At 37.7% G+C, this 16,247-nt stretch carries 15 protein-coding genes; 7 read left to right on the top strand and 8 right to left on the bottom strand.

All coding sequences use genetic code 11. The annotated features are described in order from the left end of the window. Positions 1-37: 37 nt before the first annotated feature. On the bottom strand, positions 38-1,189 hold the full coding sequence (gene lysA, locus ACY2A0_RS17760; RefSeq protein ID WP_461790719.1) for a diaminopimelate decarboxylase: 1,152 nt from the start codon (positions 1,187-1,189) through the stop codon (positions 38-40). 236 nt (positions 1,190-1,425) lie between these two features. Further along, positions 1,426-2,739, bottom strand: a complete 1,314-nt coding sequence (locus tag ACY2A0_RS17755) for an aspartate kinase (RefSeq protein ID WP_461790718.1) — start codon at positions 2,737-2,739, stop codon at positions 1,426-1,428. A gap of 225 nt (positions 2,740-2,964) precedes the next feature. Between ACY2A0_RS17755 and ACY2A0_RS17750 the strand changes: the two genes are divergently transcribed. Both ACY2A0_RS17750 and ACY2A0_RS17745 read left to right on the top strand, forming a co-directional pair. Further along, on the top strand, positions 2,965-4,698 hold the full coding sequence (locus ACY2A0_RS17750; RefSeq protein ID WP_461790717.1) for a phospho-sugar mutase: 1,734 nt from the start codon (positions 2,965-2,967) through the stop codon (positions 4,696-4,698). A gap of 93 nt (positions 4,699-4,791) precedes the next feature. Continuing rightward, positions 4,792-5,634 carry an NAD(P)-dependent oxidoreductase gene (locus ACY2A0_RS17745; RefSeq protein WP_461790716.1) on the top strand — a complete coding sequence of 281 codons (843 nt, stop codon included), beginning with the start codon at positions 4,792-4,794 and terminating at the stop codon, positions 5,632-5,634. Positions 5,635-5,758: 124 nt separating this feature from the next. On the opposite strand, the gene ACY2A0_RS17740 is transcribed toward ACY2A0_RS17745, so the two are convergent. From ACY2A0_RS17740 to ACY2A0_RS17715, 6 genes are all read right to left on the bottom strand, one after another. Then, a complete protein-coding gene (locus ACY2A0_RS17740; protein WP_461790715.1) occupies positions 5,759-6,418 on the bottom strand; it encodes a 3-oxoacid CoA-transferase subunit B in 660 nt (219 codons plus the stop codon). An 80-nt stretch (positions 6,419-6,498) separates the two neighbouring features. Then, on the bottom strand, positions 6,499-6,855 hold the full coding sequence (locus tag ACY2A0_RS17735) for a four helix bundle protein (protein ID WP_461790714.1): 357 nt from the start codon (positions 6,853-6,855) through the stop codon (positions 6,499-6,501). 24 nt (positions 6,856-6,879) lie between these two features. Next, on the bottom strand, positions 6,880-7,593 hold the full coding sequence (locus tag ACY2A0_RS17730; RefSeq protein WP_461790713.1) for a CoA transferase subunit A: 714 nt from the start codon (positions 7,591-7,593) through the stop codon (positions 6,880-6,882). A 198-nt stretch (positions 7,594-7,791) separates the two neighbouring features. Continuing rightward, positions 7,792-8,871, bottom strand: a complete 1,080-nt coding sequence (locus tag ACY2A0_RS17725) for a PQQ-dependent sugar dehydrogenase (protein ID WP_461790712.1) — start codon at positions 8,869-8,871, stop codon at positions 7,792-7,794. Between the two features lie 50 nt (positions 8,872-8,921). Continuing rightward, positions 8,922-11,294 (bottom strand): endonuclease MutS2, encoded by a 2,373-nt coding sequence (locus ACY2A0_RS17720; RefSeq protein ID WP_461790711.1) that lies wholly within the window; start codon positions 11,292-11,294, stop codon positions 8,922-8,924. Position 11,295: 1 nt separating this feature from the next. Beyond that, positions 11,296-11,676, bottom strand: a complete 381-nt coding sequence (locus tag ACY2A0_RS17715) for a DUF4296 domain-containing protein (protein WP_461790710.1) — start codon at positions 11,674-11,676, stop codon at positions 11,296-11,298. Positions 11,677-11,751: 75 nt separating this feature from the next. On the opposite strand from ACY2A0_RS17715, the gene ACY2A0_RS17710 reads away from it, so the two are divergent. Genes ACY2A0_RS17710 through ACY2A0_RS17690 form a run of 5 tightly spaced genes read left to right on the top strand, consistent with a single transcriptional unit; the run spans position 11,752 to position 16,210 of the window. Beyond that, positions 11,752-12,447, top strand: a complete 696-nt coding sequence (locus ACY2A0_RS17710; RefSeq protein WP_461790709.1) for a YggS family pyridoxal phosphate-dependent enzyme — start codon at positions 11,752-11,754, stop codon at positions 12,445-12,447. A gap of 21 nt (positions 12,448-12,468) precedes the next feature. Beyond that, on the top strand, positions 12,469-12,936 hold the full coding sequence (locus ACY2A0_RS17705; protein WP_461790708.1) for a GNAT family N-acetyltransferase: 468 nt from the start codon (positions 12,469-12,471) through the stop codon (positions 12,934-12,936). Positions 12,937-12,946: 10 nt separating this feature from the next. Continuing rightward, positions 12,947-13,756, top strand: a complete 810-nt coding sequence (locus tag ACY2A0_RS17700) for a DUF3298 and DUF4163 domain-containing protein (protein ID WP_461790707.1) — start codon at positions 12,947-12,949, stop codon at positions 13,754-13,756. Next, on the top strand, positions 13,757-15,022 hold the full coding sequence (locus tag ACY2A0_RS17695; RefSeq protein WP_461790706.1) for an aspartate kinase: 1,266 nt from the start codon (positions 13,757-13,759) through the stop codon (positions 15,020-15,022). It abuts the gene before it with no gap. Positions 15,023-15,031: 9 nt separating this feature from the next. Next, positions 15,032-16,210 (top strand): THUMP-like domain-containing protein, encoded by a 1,179-nt coding sequence (locus ACY2A0_RS17690; protein WP_461790705.1) that lies wholly within the window; start codon positions 15,032-15,034, stop codon positions 16,208-16,210. The last annotated feature ends 37 nt before the right edge of the window (positions 16,211-16,247 follow it).

Genomic DNA, 16,247 nt, shown 5'->3' with positions numbered 1-16,247 from the left:
TTTTATCGATTACTGGCTTTGTATTTAAGGATATCTTCTAGTAATCTTCATTAGTTACTGTCACTATTGCATCACGCAAGTTGTAATTAGAAGCCATTACTTCTCCATACGCCCCAGTACTTCTAATTGCAATAAGATCATTTCTAAAGGTTTGAGGTAACGAAACTTCCTTTCCAAAGCAATCTGTACTTTCGCAAATAGGACCTACCACGTCATACTTAACATCATTACCGTTTTGATTCAAGTTTTCTATTTGATGATAAGCCTGATATAAAGCTGGTCGCATTAATTCGGTCATACCCGCATCCAGCACAATGAAGTTCTTTTTTTTGCCATTTTTCACATAAAGTACACGGCTAATTAATGACGATGATTGACCCACTAACGCCCTACCTAACTCAAAATGTACTTCCTGGTGAGGTTTTACTTCCAAAAAATCCGCAAAAATCTTGAAATAAGCTTCGAAATTTGGAATTTGCTCATCAGGATTATGATAATCAATTCCCAAGCCACCTCCAACGTTTAGTACTTTTACTTTAAAGCCTTTATCTTCAAACCACGCTGCAAACTCGTTAACACGTACACACAGGTTTTTGTAAACATCCAAGTTGGTGATTTGAGAACCGATATGGAAGTGGATGCCCACAAACTCCAGATTGGCCGAAATATTCAGAATATCTGCACAGGCTGGCATATCCCAAGAATTGATGCCAAACTTATTTTCATCTAAGCCAGTGGTGATATTGGCATGTGTATGAGCGTCCACATTAGGGTTAATGCGGATAGCAACTTTTGCGATCTTGCCTTTTTGCTCCGCCAATTGATTAATAACTTCTAGTTCTTGCAGCGACTCTACGTTGAAGCAAAAGATGTCTTGATCTAAAGCATAATTAATTTCTTTGTCGGACTTACCAACACCAGCAAAAACTACCTTATCGTTTTTGAAGCCACCGTCAATGGCTTTTTTAACTTCGCCCCCACTTACAGCATCTGCACCAAAACCAACTTGTTTAATCTGCATTAAAACCTTATCATTAAAGTTGGCTTTCATAGCATAATGCACATGAAAATCATACTTTTTCGCCGCTGTACTACAAGCCTCTAATGTTTTTCGTAATAAATTGAGGTCGTAATAATAAAATGGTGTTTCTAAATTCGAAAAATGTGCTATATCTTTATCCGAAAACATAATCTTGAAAATTCTAGTGCTCCTTTTTCTGTTACTTTTGGGCTTTATTTACGTCGGCAACTATATTGACTATCGCCGAGGAAATATCACTCGTTTAGAACTTCAAAGAAGAGTTCGTATCTGGATTTTTTTACTTCTGGTAATAATATTTATTTACTTCTATTATCGTTAGCAATGTCACTTAAGGCATTAAAAACTTACTGCATTCGCCTTAGTTTTTCATTGTGACAAAGCCATTATTCAAAAATTCTATTGTGCAAGCTTCTCAAAGCCTCGGTTTTATCTTCGGTATTTACTAAAAGAGATATGTTATAAGCACTACCACCATAGGAAATCATACGCACTGGAATGTGTTTAATTGAATCCAGCACTTTTGCCGCATAACCATGTCTTTCCGCACCAAAATCACCTACAACGCACACAATGGTTAAATTTCTATCTAACTCAACGCTTCCGAAAGCATTTAGTTCCTCTATAATTTTATCTAAATTATCAGTAAAATCAACAGTTAAGGAAACGGCAACTTCCGACGTAGTAATCATATCAATTGGCGTTTTATATCGCTCAAACACTTCGAACACTCTGCGTAAAAATCCATACGCTAATAGCATTCGGCTCGACTGTATTTTGATTGCGGTGATGCCATCTTTAGCTGCTATAGACTTGATTTTTCCTTTTTCGCTTTCGGTGCTAATTACTGTACCAAAAGCTTTTGGCTCCATGGTATTCAGTAAACGTACAGGTATTTGATATTTCTGAGCTGGAAAAACCGACTGAGGGTGCAAAATCTTAGCACCAAAATAAGCTAGCTCTGCTGCTTCATCAAAAGACAAATTAGCAATAGGTTTAGTGCCTTTTACAATACGTGGGTCGTTATTGTGCATGCCGTCAATGTCAGTCCAAATTTGAACTTCCTCTGCAGAAATCGCTGCACCTAATAATGATGCAGTATAGTCACTACCACCTCGACGTAAATTATCTACTTCTCCGAAGCTGTTTCTACAAATAAACCCTTGTGTAATGAAAAGCTTATTTTCGGGGTTAGCCTCCAATAAAGGAGTCAAATTTTCTGTTGTAAATGGAATTACAGGCTCATTGTCCTCATCAATTTTCATAAAATCCAATGCAGGCAGTAACACGGACGGTACACCGATAGATTTCAGATAAACATGATATAGCGTAGTGGATAGTAATTCGCCCTGTGCCAAAACCACTTTATCCTCAATGGCAGTGAACATGTTATTGGCTAAGCTTAACAAGAAACTGAAATGGTAATCAATTACTTCCTGGCCCTGCTCTATATATTCGCCCTCTGGAAAAAGTTCTGCTACAACAACATCGTACTTCTCTTTTAAAGATTGAATTAATTCGATGCCCTTCTTCTTGTCTTCCTTCAGTAACGCATTTGAAATTTCTACCAAGCTATTTGTAGTACCAGACATTGCCGATAATACTACAATTTGTCTCTCCGATGGATCAATAATGTCCAACAGTTTTTTCATACGTTCTGGGCTACCAACTGAGGTGCCACCGAATTTTAAAATTTTCATTTAATTTTAATGGTTTACGATTATGAAACATTCGATATTACTCGAAATGTTTTCATTTTTAAGTTATAGGATATAGATTTTTGTTATTATTGTAACGGGGTGTGAAAATAAATAAAAGACTGTTAATTTCAGTCAAAACACCGAAATAAAATGTTGATTTTTTTATTTTTAATGAACCCAACCGAATAATATTTGTTATCTCTATCGATATAAACCCATTTAAATATGCAATTAGATTCACACACGCAGCAAACTATTGATACTTGGCTGAGCGGAAATTATGATGAACAAACAAAATCTACTATAAAAAGTCTTGTAGATCAACAAGCAAGCACAGAGTTAACTGACTCATTTTATAAAAGTTTGGAATTTGGAACGGGTGGTTTACGTGGAATCATGGGCGTAGGTTCTAACCGGATCAATAAATATACTATCGGAACTGCAACGCAAGGACTTTCGAATTACCTATTAAAGAAATATCCTTCGGAGAAGATTTGTGTGGCTATCGCTCACGATAGTAGAAATAACTCAGATGTTTTCGCAAATATTACTGCTGATGTTTTTTCAGCAAATGGAATTAAGGTTTATTTCTTTACCGCATTACGTCCAACACCTGAACTTTCTTTTGCTATACGCGAATTAGATTGCAAAAGCGGTGTAATGCTTACGGCGTCACATAATCCGAAGGAATATAACGGTTACAAAGCATATGGTCCAGATGGTGGTCAGTTTACTTCACCTGACGATAAAATGGTGATGGACGAAGTTGCGGCCATTCAAAGCATCGATGAAGTGAAGTTCCAAAGAAATGAAGCTAATATTGAAATGATTGGTGAAGAAATCGACCAAAAATATCTCAATCAAATCACAGCCCTTTCAGTATCGCCTGATGCCATTTCACGTCAAAAAAATCTTAAAATTGTTTACTCTCCTATTCACGGTACGGGAATTACCCTAGTGCCGGCGGCGTTAGAACAATTTGGGTTTACCAATGTAACGGTGGTTGAAGAGCAAAGCAAACCTGATGGCAATTTCCCTACGGTAGTTTATCCTAATCCAGAGGAAAAGGAAGCTTTAACATTGGCATTAAAGAAAGCGGAAGAAATTGATGCCGACTTAGTGTTAGCAACAGATCCAGATGCAGATCGCGTTGGTATTGCGGTGAAAAATACCGATGGCAATTTCGTTTTACTGAACGGAAATCAGACGGGAAGTTTATTGGTAAATTACGTATTAACAGCTTGGCAGGAAAAAGGAAAGCTAACAGGGAATGAATACGTTGTAAGTACTATTGTAACCACACCACTAATAAAGGCGATAGCTGATGAAAAAGGTGTAGAATATTTTGATACCCTCACTGGATTTAAATGGATTGGCAAAATCATGACTGAATTGCTTGGCAAGAAGCAGTTTGTAGTAGGTGGCGAGGAAAGTTATGGCTACCTAGTTGGCGACTTAGTCCGTGATAAAGATGCAGTGATTTCTTGTGCGTTTATTGCCGAAATGACTGCCTTTTATAAAGACAAAGGCAGTAGTTTATATGAAGCGATGATTGAGATGTACATGAAATACGGCATGTATAAGGAAGATTTGGTTTCTATCACTAAAAAAGGAAAAACTGGAGCTGAGGAAATTAAAGCGATGATGGAGAAGTTTAGAAACAACCCTCCGGCAACATTAGGAGGCTCAGCAGTAGTAAAATTAAAAGATTACGAATTAAATAAGGAAACGGATATCAATGCTGGAATGAGCAAAGAATTAGGTTTTCCAAAATCGGATGTTTTGCAGTTTATTACCGCTGATGGAAGTATCATTTCTGCAAGGCCGAGTGGTACAGAACCTAAAATCAAGTTTTATTGCAGTGTAAATGAACATTTGGCAAGCGCCGGTGATTTCAAAACTACTGAACAAAAGCTAAATGATAAGATTAAAACTATCATGAGCGATTTACAGGCATAATAATTTAAGGACTTACGAAGTTTTATGATTTCGTAAGTCTTTTACTTTAACATTTATAGCGTTTTTAGAAACGCTTTTTTTATGAATTAAGATATGAGTAGAGAAAAAATAGGCTGGATAGGTTTAGGAAATATGGGGAAACCGATGGCCAACAATTTGATGAAAGCCGGGGTTCCATTATCGGTTTATAACAGATCTTTAGATAAAACTACAGACTTTAGCAACAAGGCAACCGTTTGTGCAAGTATTGCGGATTTGGTTGCGCAAAGCGATGTAATTTTCACCATGCTTACCAACGATGAAGCAGTGACTGAAGTTTATAATGAAATTTCCAAGCAGGACGTTGATGGCAAATTATTTATCGACTGTAGTACCATATCACAGCACTGCTCTTTAGCAATAGCGGAGTTAATTAAAGCTAAAAATGCAGCGTTTCTAGATGCGCCAGTTGCTGGAAGCACCGCTCCTGCTACCGATGGTACATTGATTATGATGGTTGGCGGTGAAGAAAATGATGTGAAACGGGCTACTGCTTACTTTGATGTTCTAGGAAAATTAACCAAGCATTTAGGAAAAAATGGAAGCGGCATTGCAGCGAAGCTTTCCATTAATTATTTTCTCTCTTTGATTTACCAAGGCTTGGCAGAAACCGTATTATTTGCTGAAAAATTAGGCATTGAACGTAAAGACATGCTGGAGATCATCAATGAGAGTGCTTGCGGAAACGGCGCAACTAAAATTAAAACACCGCTTCTTATTAAGGACGAATATCCGGCGGCTTTCGCTTTAGATTTGATGCTGAAGGATGTTTTGTTAGCGCAAAAAGCAGGAGCTGATTTTCCTTTGTCGCAGGCTATGATTTCCACTTACCAAGATGCGCATGAAAAGGGCTTGGGTAAAAAAGATGTGATTGGTATTATTGAAGCGATGAAGTAGACTGATATTTTTGCTGTGCAAGATTTACGAAGTTTTAAAAACTTCGTAAATCTCAAATACTAAACCAATGAACTATTGAACCAATGAACTAATTAGCCAGTGAACTATTGAACTAATTACCAAACTAATCCAGTACCATTTCAGGAACATCGTCATCAGCGTACAATTTACCTGCTGTAGCATTCCTAATCTGCTCTACCGTTACACCAGGAGCTCTTTCTAACAATTTGAATCCACCCTCCGGCAAAATATCGAAAACACCAAGTTCAGTTACCACTTTTTTAATGCAGTTAACACCGGTTAACGGTAAGGTACAAGCCGGTAATAATTTGCTTTCACCAGCTTTGTTTACATGTTGCATTGCCACAATAATATTTTTAGCTGAAGCTACTAAATCCATGGCACCTCCCATTCCTTTCACCATTTTACCAGGAATTTTCCAATTAGCGATATCTCCATTTTCAGAAACTTCCATCGCTCCCAAAATAGTAAGATCTATTTTTTGTGCTCTGATCATTCCAAAGCTCATGGCGGAATCAAAGATTGATGAACCTGGCAATGTGGTGATGGTTTGTTTACCTGCGTTAATTAAATCAGGATCTTCTTCCCCTTCAAAAGGGAAAGGCCCCATCCCTAGCAATCCATTTTCTGATTGTAGAACCACGTTAACTCCGCTCGGGATATAATTGGCAACCAAGGTTGGAATTCCAATACCTAAATTAACGTAGTAACCGTCTTTTATTTCTTTAGCGATGCGTTTCGCTATACCGTTTTTATCAAGCATATATTAATGTGATTGATTTGCTAATTAGCTGATGTGATAATGAACAAGCGGGCTGTTACTGTATAGAATCATCCGCCGGTTCATTTCTGTTTAGTAGTAGTTATAATTTTGTTTAGTATCTTTTGAACAACTTCAATGCTCTTTAACAAGTTGCTGCTACTTGGATAATCATTAAAATGTTGACATAGCAATAGCCAATACTTGGTTTCCTCACACTCTTTCGCCGATATTTTCATTTTATGAACAAAATCAGCTTTACTTTCAGCATTTTGTGCTTCCCAAATGTTAGCACCTATACTAGTACCCGATTTTAATAATTGATTTGCAACCACTAATTTTCTTCGCTCCTCCAACTCCTCGGCAAATTTTATGATCTCTAATGCAAATTCGAAACTTGTTTTAACAATAATGTTATTTTTAATTCTCTCATTATTCATAGGTAGGTATTAATAATCTAATTATCACATCTTCGTATCATCTAACTTTCTAACCGTTCGCTGTTCAATGCGCTTTTCATAAGCTTCTCCTTGAAAAATACGATGTACGTAAACACCCGGAGTATGAATATGATCTGGATCTAATTGACCAACTTCTACAAGCTCCTCCACTTCGGCAATGGTGATTCTACCGGCCATAGCCATTACTGGATTAAAATTCCTGCTAGTAGATCTAAAGATTAAATTCCCAGCAGTATCGCCCTTCCAAGCTTTCACTATTGCGAAATCAGCATCAAAGGCATACTCCATTAAATAATCCTTGCCGTTAAAATTTCTTGTTTCTTTGCCTTCTGCCACTTCAGTTCCAACGCCAGCAGGAGTAAAAATTGCAGGCATGCCATATCCAGCCGCTAAACAACGCGTTGCTAAGGTGCCTTGAGGAATCAATTCCACTTCTAACTCTCCGCTTAACAGCTGACGTTCAAACTCAGCATTTTCACCTACGTAAGAAGAAATCATTTTTTTGACTTGACGTTGTTTCAACATCAAACCAATTCCGAAATCGTCAACTCCGGCATTATTTGAAATGCAGGTAAGTTCTTTAACACCCTTTTCTACTAAGGCTGCGATGCAGTTCTCTGGAATACCGCACAAACCGAACCCGCCCAACATTAAGGTTTTACCGTCTGTAATATCAGCTACGGCTTCATTAGCATTTGCTACAACTTTATTAATCATATTTGGTATATTTTCCCGTATGTTCGGGTAAAGCGATGGCTAAATTAGGGTTTCTTTACTGCTTTACAAAAGCAAAATTTTTAACTGTTTGTTGTAATTTATACACTAACGTCAACTTCTAAACATAAGTTAAAACGCACGTTTACAGATTTTAAGCACCAACATTTAAACTTATTATTCAAATACCTTGAACCGTAATTATTTTGAAATTTCCACAATCTTATCATTGCTTCCATTACTTGTACAAAAGTAAATTTTACCTTCAGGAGATTGACATATCGCTCTTAACCTGCCATATTCCCCGATATAAAAATCCTTCACTTCACTAATAGCGGTTTGTGCGTCGTTTAAAGTCATTTGCTTCAACCTACTATCTTTCAATAAGCATAACAACAGCGAGTTTTTGAATTGGGGAATATAATTAGAATTGTAATAAGTCATTCCACTAGGTGCAATAGTTGGAGTCCACTCGAAAATCGACTCTGCTACATTATTTTGATTGCAAAATGCAGTTTCATTTGATGCATTGCATTTACCCGTAACGTTGGGCCAACCATAATTTCTGCCTTTCTCTATGATGTTGATTTCATCATCTGATGATGGTCCATGCTCAGAAGAAAACAACTTATTTCCAACTAAGGTTAAACCTTGAGGGTTTCGATGTCCGTACGACCAAACTGGATTATTTGGGAAAGGATTATCCGGAGGAATAGATCCATCTAAATTTAAACGCAATATTTTCCCAGCTAAAGAATTGATATTTTGAGGCGTACTTAAATCCTCTGCATCTCCAGTAGTAAGAAATAATTTGTCTCCGGAAATTAATATCCTTGAACCGTTATGATTGTTGGACGCTGGAATGTTATCTAACAGTGTTGTTGGACTACTTAAGGAGTTATTCGCATAGGTAAAGCGTACCAGCTTATTTTTGTAGCTGCTGCCGTATCCATAAAATACGTAAACATATGGATTGGTGTTGAAATTCGGATGCAAAGCCATTCCCAGTAAGCCGCCTTCACCTTGCATTCTAACTTCGCTAATGGTATGTAATAGGCTAACTTGACCGCTACTTGGGTTTAAACGACTGATTTTGCCAGATTTTTCCGTAAACCAAATTAAACCATCTGGGCCATAAACCAACTCCCAAGGCATGGTTAAATTTCCAACTAAAACTTTTGTTTTTAAGTCGACTGGCGTTAAATCTTCAACATCATTACGATCTTTTTTGCACGCCAAAGCTAAAATTAAAATAGCCGCAAAGAACACTACCTTTTTCATACCCAACATGTTTTGTTTTCTGATTAACAACTTTTGGGTAGCATTGGTTTTTATTTCATGTAAACGTAGGTAATTCCATCTCCTCCTCTATCCAAGTGCTCGTCTTCCATCCTATCTACCTGTTTGTACGATTTCAAGTGGTTTCTAATTAACTTACGCAAAATGCCATCGCCCTTACCATGTATAATTTTAATGGATGGAAAGCCCAACATGATCGCTTTATCGAAATAATTTTCTAGCTCTTGCAGTGCCACTTCACCTCTCATTCCACGTAAATCTAACTCGGCTCTAAAGCTGCTCACTGCATCATTTAAACTATTGGTATAAGAGCTACGCTGAACCAGTTTCTTCACTTGCTTGTTGCTGATTTTCTGCACACGGTTCATTTTAACTACCGATCGCAAATCACCAAAAGCAACAACCAAGTTCCCCTTGTTGATCTCCATCACCTGTCCAGTGCTTTCTGTTCCGTTTAGCTGTATCCAATCGCCAACTTCAATTGCCGTATTTTCGTAAACTACAACAGGTTTAGGTTCTTCTATTTTGACTTCATTTTTAGCTAAGCCCTTTTGTAAATTCTGTCTAATTTCCTTGGTAGCTTCCTTGTCAGCCTGTTTTTTCTTGATTTGTGCGATGGTATTTTCTACCAGCTTATTGGCATCTTTAATGATATTTTGTGCCTGTAACTTGGCGTCTTTAATTAAATTTCTCTTATTCTCTTCGAGATATAATTTCTGCTTTTCATTTTCTGCTAATAATTGATTTAGCCTATTTTGCTGATTGGCCAACTTCACTTTCGATTCGTGTACTTGGCGCTTTTCCTTTTCTAAATCTACCAGTAAACTATCAATGCTGTTTTGGTTAGTTCCGATTTTTTGCTTCGCTAATTCCAACACATCTTTCTGCAAACCAATATTTTGGGCAATTTCAAACGCATAGGAACTTCCAGGTTTACCAATATCGAGGATATACAACGGCTTCATTCTGCTGTTATCAAACAACATTGATGCATTTTCGAGTCCATCAGTATCGCCAGCAAACAATTTCAAATTACTGTAGTGCGTAGTAATCACACCTCTCACCTTTTTATTATTGAGCACCTCCAGCACCGCTTCGGCCATGGGACCGCCAAACTGAGGATCTGTCCCTGTCCCGAATTCATCGATTAATACCAATGTTTTTGCATTGGCATGAGCTACGAAATAGCGCATCTTATTTAAATGGGCACTGTAAGTACTTAAATCCGATTCAATGGATTGATCATCACCAATGTCAGCGAAAATTTGGTGAAAGATACCCATTTCACTGTGTTCATCCACTGGTACAAGCAGACCGGTTTGCAACATCATCTGTAGCAATCCAACAGTTTTCATACATACCGATTTTCCTCCAGCGTTTGGTCCAGAAACCAACACCACTCTGGTGCCTTCGTCGAGCTGGATATTAAGTGGCACTACTGTTTTTTGATCAGCGGCAAAGGACAACAATAGCAACGGATGTCGGGCATTGATCAGCTTAGTTTTGGCTTCTTTCAACAACACCGGCATTTGTGCACCGACTTGAATGGCGAATAAGGCCTTAGCTCTAACAAAATCCAGTTTAGTTAAAAAACCGTGGTACGATAACAAAATGGAGATATACGGACGAAGCTCATTGGTAGTGGCAATCAAAATCCTGATGATTTCCCGCCTTCGATCAAATTCTAAATCCCTTAACTTATTATTGAGCGTAAAAACTTCTTCTGGCTCCAAATAAACAGTTTGCCCGCTGGCAGATTCGTCGTGGATAAAGCCTTTAAGTTTGCGCTTGTTTTCGGCCAAAATAGGAATACACATCCTACCATCACGAACAGTTAAACTACCATCAGCAACCCAATTATTAGCTACCGCACTTTTATAAATGGCATCCATTTTACGGCGAACTTCTTGTTCACCTTTCGCTATTGAAGTAGTAATATCAAGTAATTCTTTAGAAGCATTAGGCTTAATTTTACCCTTGGCATCTAGCACATCTTCAATTTTTCTGAGGATGTTCCTTTCAATAGGCAAATGCTCAAAAAGTGCTTCTAAACTAGGATAAACTTCTTTTCTGTCATCAAAAAAACGGATAACCGCAAAAACGGTCTGTAAGGAAGTATATATTTTAAAAAGTTCATCTTCTATCAGATAACTTCCTTCAACTCTAATCTTATCAGCTAATATTTTAATATCAAAAAAAGCACTGATTTGTAGTGGCTCTTGGTTTTCTAAAATGCTTTTGAATTCCTTAGTTTGACGTAAAAACTTATCAATTTGATCGTGTTTGGACATGACCTGCATTTTATCAACCAGGTTTTGTCCCATGGTACTTAAACAATGCTGACGTACCAATTGCCTTACTTCATTAAAGCCTAGTCTCTCTTCGCAATTATCTGGATATAGCATATTAATTTTTCAACTCCTTCGCAACTTCTGGAGCGGTAGATTTAATTTGTTTATTTGCCTCAGCTTCTTTCTCTTTTCCCAACTTAGCACTAATATTACCATACATTTTCGTCAGGATGTCAGGTCTGTGATAATAATAATCCATGCTTTTAGCATGTAGTGCTGAGTCTACGCCATATTTTTTAAAAATACCTTTGTATAACGGCGATGCCACTTTTTTTGCACTATCTGGTGTTGGTATGTTAGACACGTATCCGTCAATCACATGAATGTCATGTAGTATATTTTCCATTTCGGCGGGCTGTATGATATCTTTTGGAATGCCAGGTTTGCAGGCAAAAATTGAGCAAACAACTAGCAACATCAATAAAAATCTCGTCATCTGTATATTAAAACTTCGGCTTTTATAGCCAAATTAAAAAAGGTTATCTAATTTTACCCACAAAAATAGCGATAAATGAGCATAGCCGATAACTTATTAAAATATAAAACAGAAATTGAAAGTGCTGGCGTAAAGTTGGTAGCTGTCTCTAAAAATCATCCAGTAGAAGCTGTAAAAGAAGCTTACGATGCTGGACAACGGGTTTTTGGAGAAAATTTGGTACAGGAAATGGTAGAAAAGCAGGGTCAATTGCCAGAGGATATTGAGTGGCACCTAATTGGTCATTTGCAAACTAACAAAGTAAAGTACATTGCGCCGTTTGTAAAACTCATCGAATCGGTTGATAGCCTGAAATTATTGAAGGAAATAGACAAGCATGCTGCAAAAAACAACCGTGTAATCGACTGCCTGTTACAAATTTACATTGCTGACGAAGAAAGTAAGTTTGGTTTAGGTTTCGATGAGGCTATTGAATTATTACGCTCAGAGGAGTTTGAAGCGTTGAAAAACGTCCGTATTGTGGGATTGATGGGGATTGCCACCAACACCGCAAGCGACGAACAGACCAGTGCAGAATTTAATGAGTTAAAAGTGCTTTTTGATGGCATAAAAACTAGCTTTTTCAGGAAAGATGATGCTTTCAAAGAAATTTCAATGGGAATGTCCTCTGATTACAAAATAGCAATTGATGAAGGAAGTACCATGGTGAGAATCGGAAGTAATATTTTTGGAAAGAGGGTTATTAAACATTGGAAAAACAACGAAAATTAAGCATCTCTAAAGATACCACTTATGAATATAGCTATTAGAACCGCCACTGCTGCTGATTGTCCACGTTTATTGGAACTGATTATGGAATTGGCCGTTTATGAAAAAGCGCCACAGGAAGTAACAGTAACTTTAGATGAATTTGTTGAAGCTGGCTTCGGCGATAATCCGGTATGGAAATCCTTTGTAGCACTTGATGGCCAAACTATTGTTGGTTTAGCATTGTTTTATGTAAGATACTCAACTTGGAAAGGTTGCCGTTTATACTTGGAAGACTTTTTGGTAACGGAAACTTACAGAGGTAAAGGAATTGGAAAGTTACTTTTCGACCGTGTAGTGAAGGAAGCAAAGGAAAAAAACTTTAATGGAATGAACTGGCAAGTGTTAGATTGGAACCAGCCCGCCATTAATTTTTACGACAAGTACGGCGCTAATTATGAAAGCGAATGGCTAAACGCATCCTTCACCAAAGAGCAATTAAGTAAACTTTAAAACTTAAGTGATGAAGAAAATAGTTCTCTCTTTGTTAGCAGCAAGCGTATTATTGGCCTGTACCAACAGCAATAACGATAAGAAAGTGGCGCATGTAATTACTGCTGAAAATGATACTTTAACCTACAGGTATGATTCGGTAAAAGTGCTAAGCAATAACTTGGTAAAGCCCGAACTTAATAGCTATGCTGATACTGCGAATGCGGTGGTAAAATATCCAATTTTCGACAATGACGAACTTAACAACTTTGTAAAACAACAAGTTTTCGATTTTTTTAAAGAAGAAGATCATCCCAATGCCTATGAGGATATTGCGAGTAGCTTCATCCGAAAATACAATCAATTTTATTTAGAAAACCCAGGCACTGCACAGTGGTGGTATTTGCTAATTGATGTGAAAGTAGCGAGGCAATTACATAACTACGTCGCTTTAAAATATATCAACGCTTCCTATGCGGGTGGCGCTCATGGCAGTACGTACATTACGTTCATCAATTTCAATCCAAAAAACTCCAGTCTAATTGCGCTTGACTCGTTAATTATGCCTGATAAAAAGTCGGCATTGCTTAAAGTTTCGGAAGAAATATTTAGGAAAGACGAAAACATCAGTGCCACTGAGCCTTTAAAGGATCGCTATTTTTTCACTGATGGAAAGTTCTCTTTACCAGCAGCTTTTTATGTAAGCAACAAAGGCTTAACTTTTCTTTACAATCAATACGAAATTAAACCATACGCAAGCGGTATCACCGAATTGACAATTCCGTTCGCTAAACTTACCGATATCGCTAAACCACAAACCATCTTAACACCTACACCATAAATGCAAGTTTATAAATTTGGTGGTGCATCCATCAAAAACACCGAAGGAATTAAAAACGTTACTCAAATTATTCAAGCTTACGGCACAAACAACCTGTTAGTTGTGGTATCCGCAATGGATAAAACTACTGATAGATTGCAGGAATTAGCCTTTGCCCATATCAACGGCGACGACAATAAGCATCAGTTGTTGGAGGATATCAAGACCTTTCATTTCGATATTATTTCGAAGCTATTTACAGATACGCAAAATCCTGTTTACAATGATGTGGCGAATACTTTTGTGGAGATAGAATGGCTATTGGAAGAAGAAGCGGAAGATAGTGCAGACTATCTGTATGATCAAATTGTATCGGTTGGAGAACTGGTATCATCGAAAATTATTGCCGCTTATTTGAACCAACAAGGCACATTTACCATTTGGCAAGATGCCCGTAATTATATTCAAACTGATAATAACTATCGTGAAGCCAACGTACAATGGGACAAAACCACTGCTACGATTCAGAAACAACTACCTAGTTATTTATCGCAAGGTGTGGTCATCACTCAAGGCTTTATTGGTGCTACAAGCGAAAACTTCACCAGCACCTTAGGTCGCGAAGGCTCAGATTATACTGCAGCAATTTTTAGCGCTGCATTGGACGTTGAAAAAATGACTATTTGGAAAGACGTGCCCGGTGTGTTGAATGCTGACCCGAAATGGTTTGATGAAACAGAAAAAATACCTCAACTCTCCTACCGCGATGCGATTGAGCTTACCTATTACGGAGCTACGGTAATTCATCCGAAAACGATAAAACCAATTCAAAATAAAGGTATTCCGCTATTCGTGAGATCTTTTATTCATCCTGAGGAAAAAGGAACTGAAGTAAGTACCGAGGCTACCACCATTCCTGTACCTTCGTTCATATTTAAAGTGAATCAAGTGTTGTTATCTATTTCTCCTAAAGATTTCTCGTTCATCATCGAGGAAAATTTAAGTGATATATTCGCCATTTTCCATCAAAACAAGGTGAAAGTTAACACCATGCTCAATTCGGCAATCAGTTTTTCGGTTAGCATTGATGATGACCAACAGAAAATCGATCGCTTAATCGCTGATTTGTCGGTTAACTTTAAGGTGAAATATAACAAGGACATGGAATTGGTGACTATCCGTTACTACAATCAGCAAACTATCGACAGGGTTACGCTAAACAAAAAAGTTTGGTTAGAGGTAAAAAGTAGGAATACTTGCCAAATGGTGATGAAAAATATTCAGTAGCATTACCTTATGAATACTAACCTTTTAGCGAAAGAAGTACAGCTTTACATCAACAGCAATATCAATGCTGATGTAAGTAAAATTGTATTAGGTAAATCTCCTTTTGCTAGTGTTAGTGCGGCTGAATTGGCCAATCAAATTGCTGCCAAAAAGAAAGCTGAAAAGAAATTGCCCACTTGGTTTAATCAAGAGAACATTATTTATCCAAGTATCCTATCTATTGAGCAAACCTCGTCCGAAGGTACTGCAGCTTACAAACAACAATTGATTAAAGGAAGCAGCGTGTTGGACATCACTGCGGGTTTTGGTGTAGATAGCTACTATTTTGCAAAGAAAGCGCAACAGGTTTTCAGCTGCGAAATTAACCCGCAACTTTCTGATATTACTGCCCATAATGCAGCAGTTTTGGGTTTAAACAATATCAATTGCTTTGCGGTAGACGGCCTAGCATTTCTTGAAAAATGCGCAGAAAAATTCGGCACCATTTATATCGACCCGGCCCGCAGAAGTAGCAGCGGAAAGGTTTTCAAACTTGCTGATTGCACACCAAACGTGGTGGAACATTTAGATTTGCTGTTGCAGAAAGCGGAAAGAGTAATCATCAAAACGTCACCTTTGTTGGATATTCATGCGGGGTTGAGTGAACTTCGGGAAGTTTCAGCATTACATATCTTGAGCGTTAAAAACGAGTGCAAGGAGCTGCTATGGATATTGGATGCGGGTTTTAAAGGTGAACCAAAAATCGTGTGCGCTACTTTAAATGCCGAAACCAAGCAAGTTGAGTTACCATTAAACGACATCGCGACACCAAACTATTTGCTCGAAAATGTGACTGAAGGTTTTTTATACGAAGCTGATGCGGCTTTAATGAAAAGTGGAGCTTTTAATGCTATCGCTAACCTTTACGACTTGCAGAAATTGGGTAACCAAAGTCATCTCTACTATAGCAAAACGAAGCAGACGGCTTTTGCTGGGCGAATTTTTGAAATCGTTACAGTTTTAAATCCCAATGAGTTAAAAAAAGCGAAACAATTAACTGGCAACGTGATCGTACGTAACTTCCCTGATAAAGCGGAAAACTTAGTCAAGAAATTCAAAATCAAACCTGACCAGCAAACTTTCTATCTTTTTACGCAGCTTGGCCAAGATTATATCGTTTTCAAAACCAATATTGTGCAGTATTATTAGTTAAGCTTTTCTAACTGAAATGTTGGGACTTCTTTAA

This window comes from Pedobacter sp. (assembly GCF_965249885.1).
Taxonomy (GTDB): Bacteria; Bacteroidota; Bacteroidia; order Sphingobacteriales; family Sphingobacteriaceae; genus Pedobacter.
Note: the sequence above shows the minus strand (reverse complement) of the source record. Positions and strands in the feature narration are given on the sequence as shown.

Excerpts from the sequence above, each read along its gene's own strand:
- ACY2A0_RS17750 (WP_461790717.1), top strand. The coding sequence starts at position 2,965 with ATGCAATTAGATTCACACACGCAGCAAACTATTGATACTTGGCTGAGC.
- ACY2A0_RS17695 (WP_461790706.1), top strand. The coding sequence starts at position 13,757 with ATGCAAGTTTATAAATTTGGTGGTGCATCCATCAAAAACACCGAAGGA.
- lysA (WP_461790719.1), bottom strand. The coding sequence starts at position 1,189 with ATGTTTTCGGATAAAGATATAGCACATTTTTCGAATTTAGAAACACCA.
- ACY2A0_RS17735 (WP_461790714.1), bottom strand. The coding sequence starts at position 6,855 with ATGAATAATGAGAGAATTAAAAATAACATTATTGTTAAAACAAGTTTC.
- ACY2A0_RS17730 (WP_461790713.1), bottom strand. The coding sequence starts at position 7,593 with ATGATTAATAAAGTTGTAGCAAATGCTAATGAAGCCGTAGCTGATATT.
- ACY2A0_RS17710 (WP_461790709.1), top strand. The coding sequence starts at position 11,752 with ATGAGCATAGCCGATAACTTATTAAAATATAAAACAGAAATTGAAAGT.
- ACY2A0_RS17690 (WP_461790705.1), top strand. The coding sequence starts at position 15,032 with ATGAATACTAACCTTTTAGCGAAAGAAGTACAGCTTTACATCAACAGC.
- ACY2A0_RS17715 (WP_461790710.1), bottom strand. The coding sequence starts at position 11,676 with ATGACGAGATTTTTATTGATGTTGCTAGTTGTTTGCTCAATTTTTGCC.
- ACY2A0_RS17745 (WP_461790716.1), top strand. The coding sequence starts at position 4,792 with ATGAGTAGAGAAAAAATAGGCTGGATAGGTTTAGGAAATATGGGGAAA.
- ACY2A0_RS17755 (WP_461790718.1), bottom strand. The coding sequence starts at position 2,739 with ATGAAAATTTTAAAATTCGGTGGCACCTCAGTTGGTAGCCCAGAACGT.
- ACY2A0_RS17705 (WP_461790708.1), top strand. The coding sequence starts at position 12,469 with ATGAATATAGCTATTAGAACCGCCACTGCTGCTGATTGTCCACGTTTA.
- ACY2A0_RS17720 (WP_461790711.1), bottom strand. The coding sequence starts at position 11,294 with ATGCTATATCCAGATAATTGCGAAGAGAGACTAGGCTTTAATGAAGTA.
- ACY2A0_RS17740 (WP_461790715.1), bottom strand. The coding sequence starts at position 6,418 with ATGCTTGATAAAAACGGTATAGCGAAACGCATCGCTAAAGAAATAAAA.
- ACY2A0_RS17725 (WP_461790712.1), bottom strand. The coding sequence starts at position 8,871 with ATGAAAAAGGTAGTGTTCTTTGCGGCTATTTTAATTTTAGCTTTGGCG.
- ACY2A0_RS17700 (WP_461790707.1), top strand. The coding sequence starts at position 12,947 with ATGAAGAAAATAGTTCTCTCTTTGTTAGCAGCAAGCGTATTATTGGCC.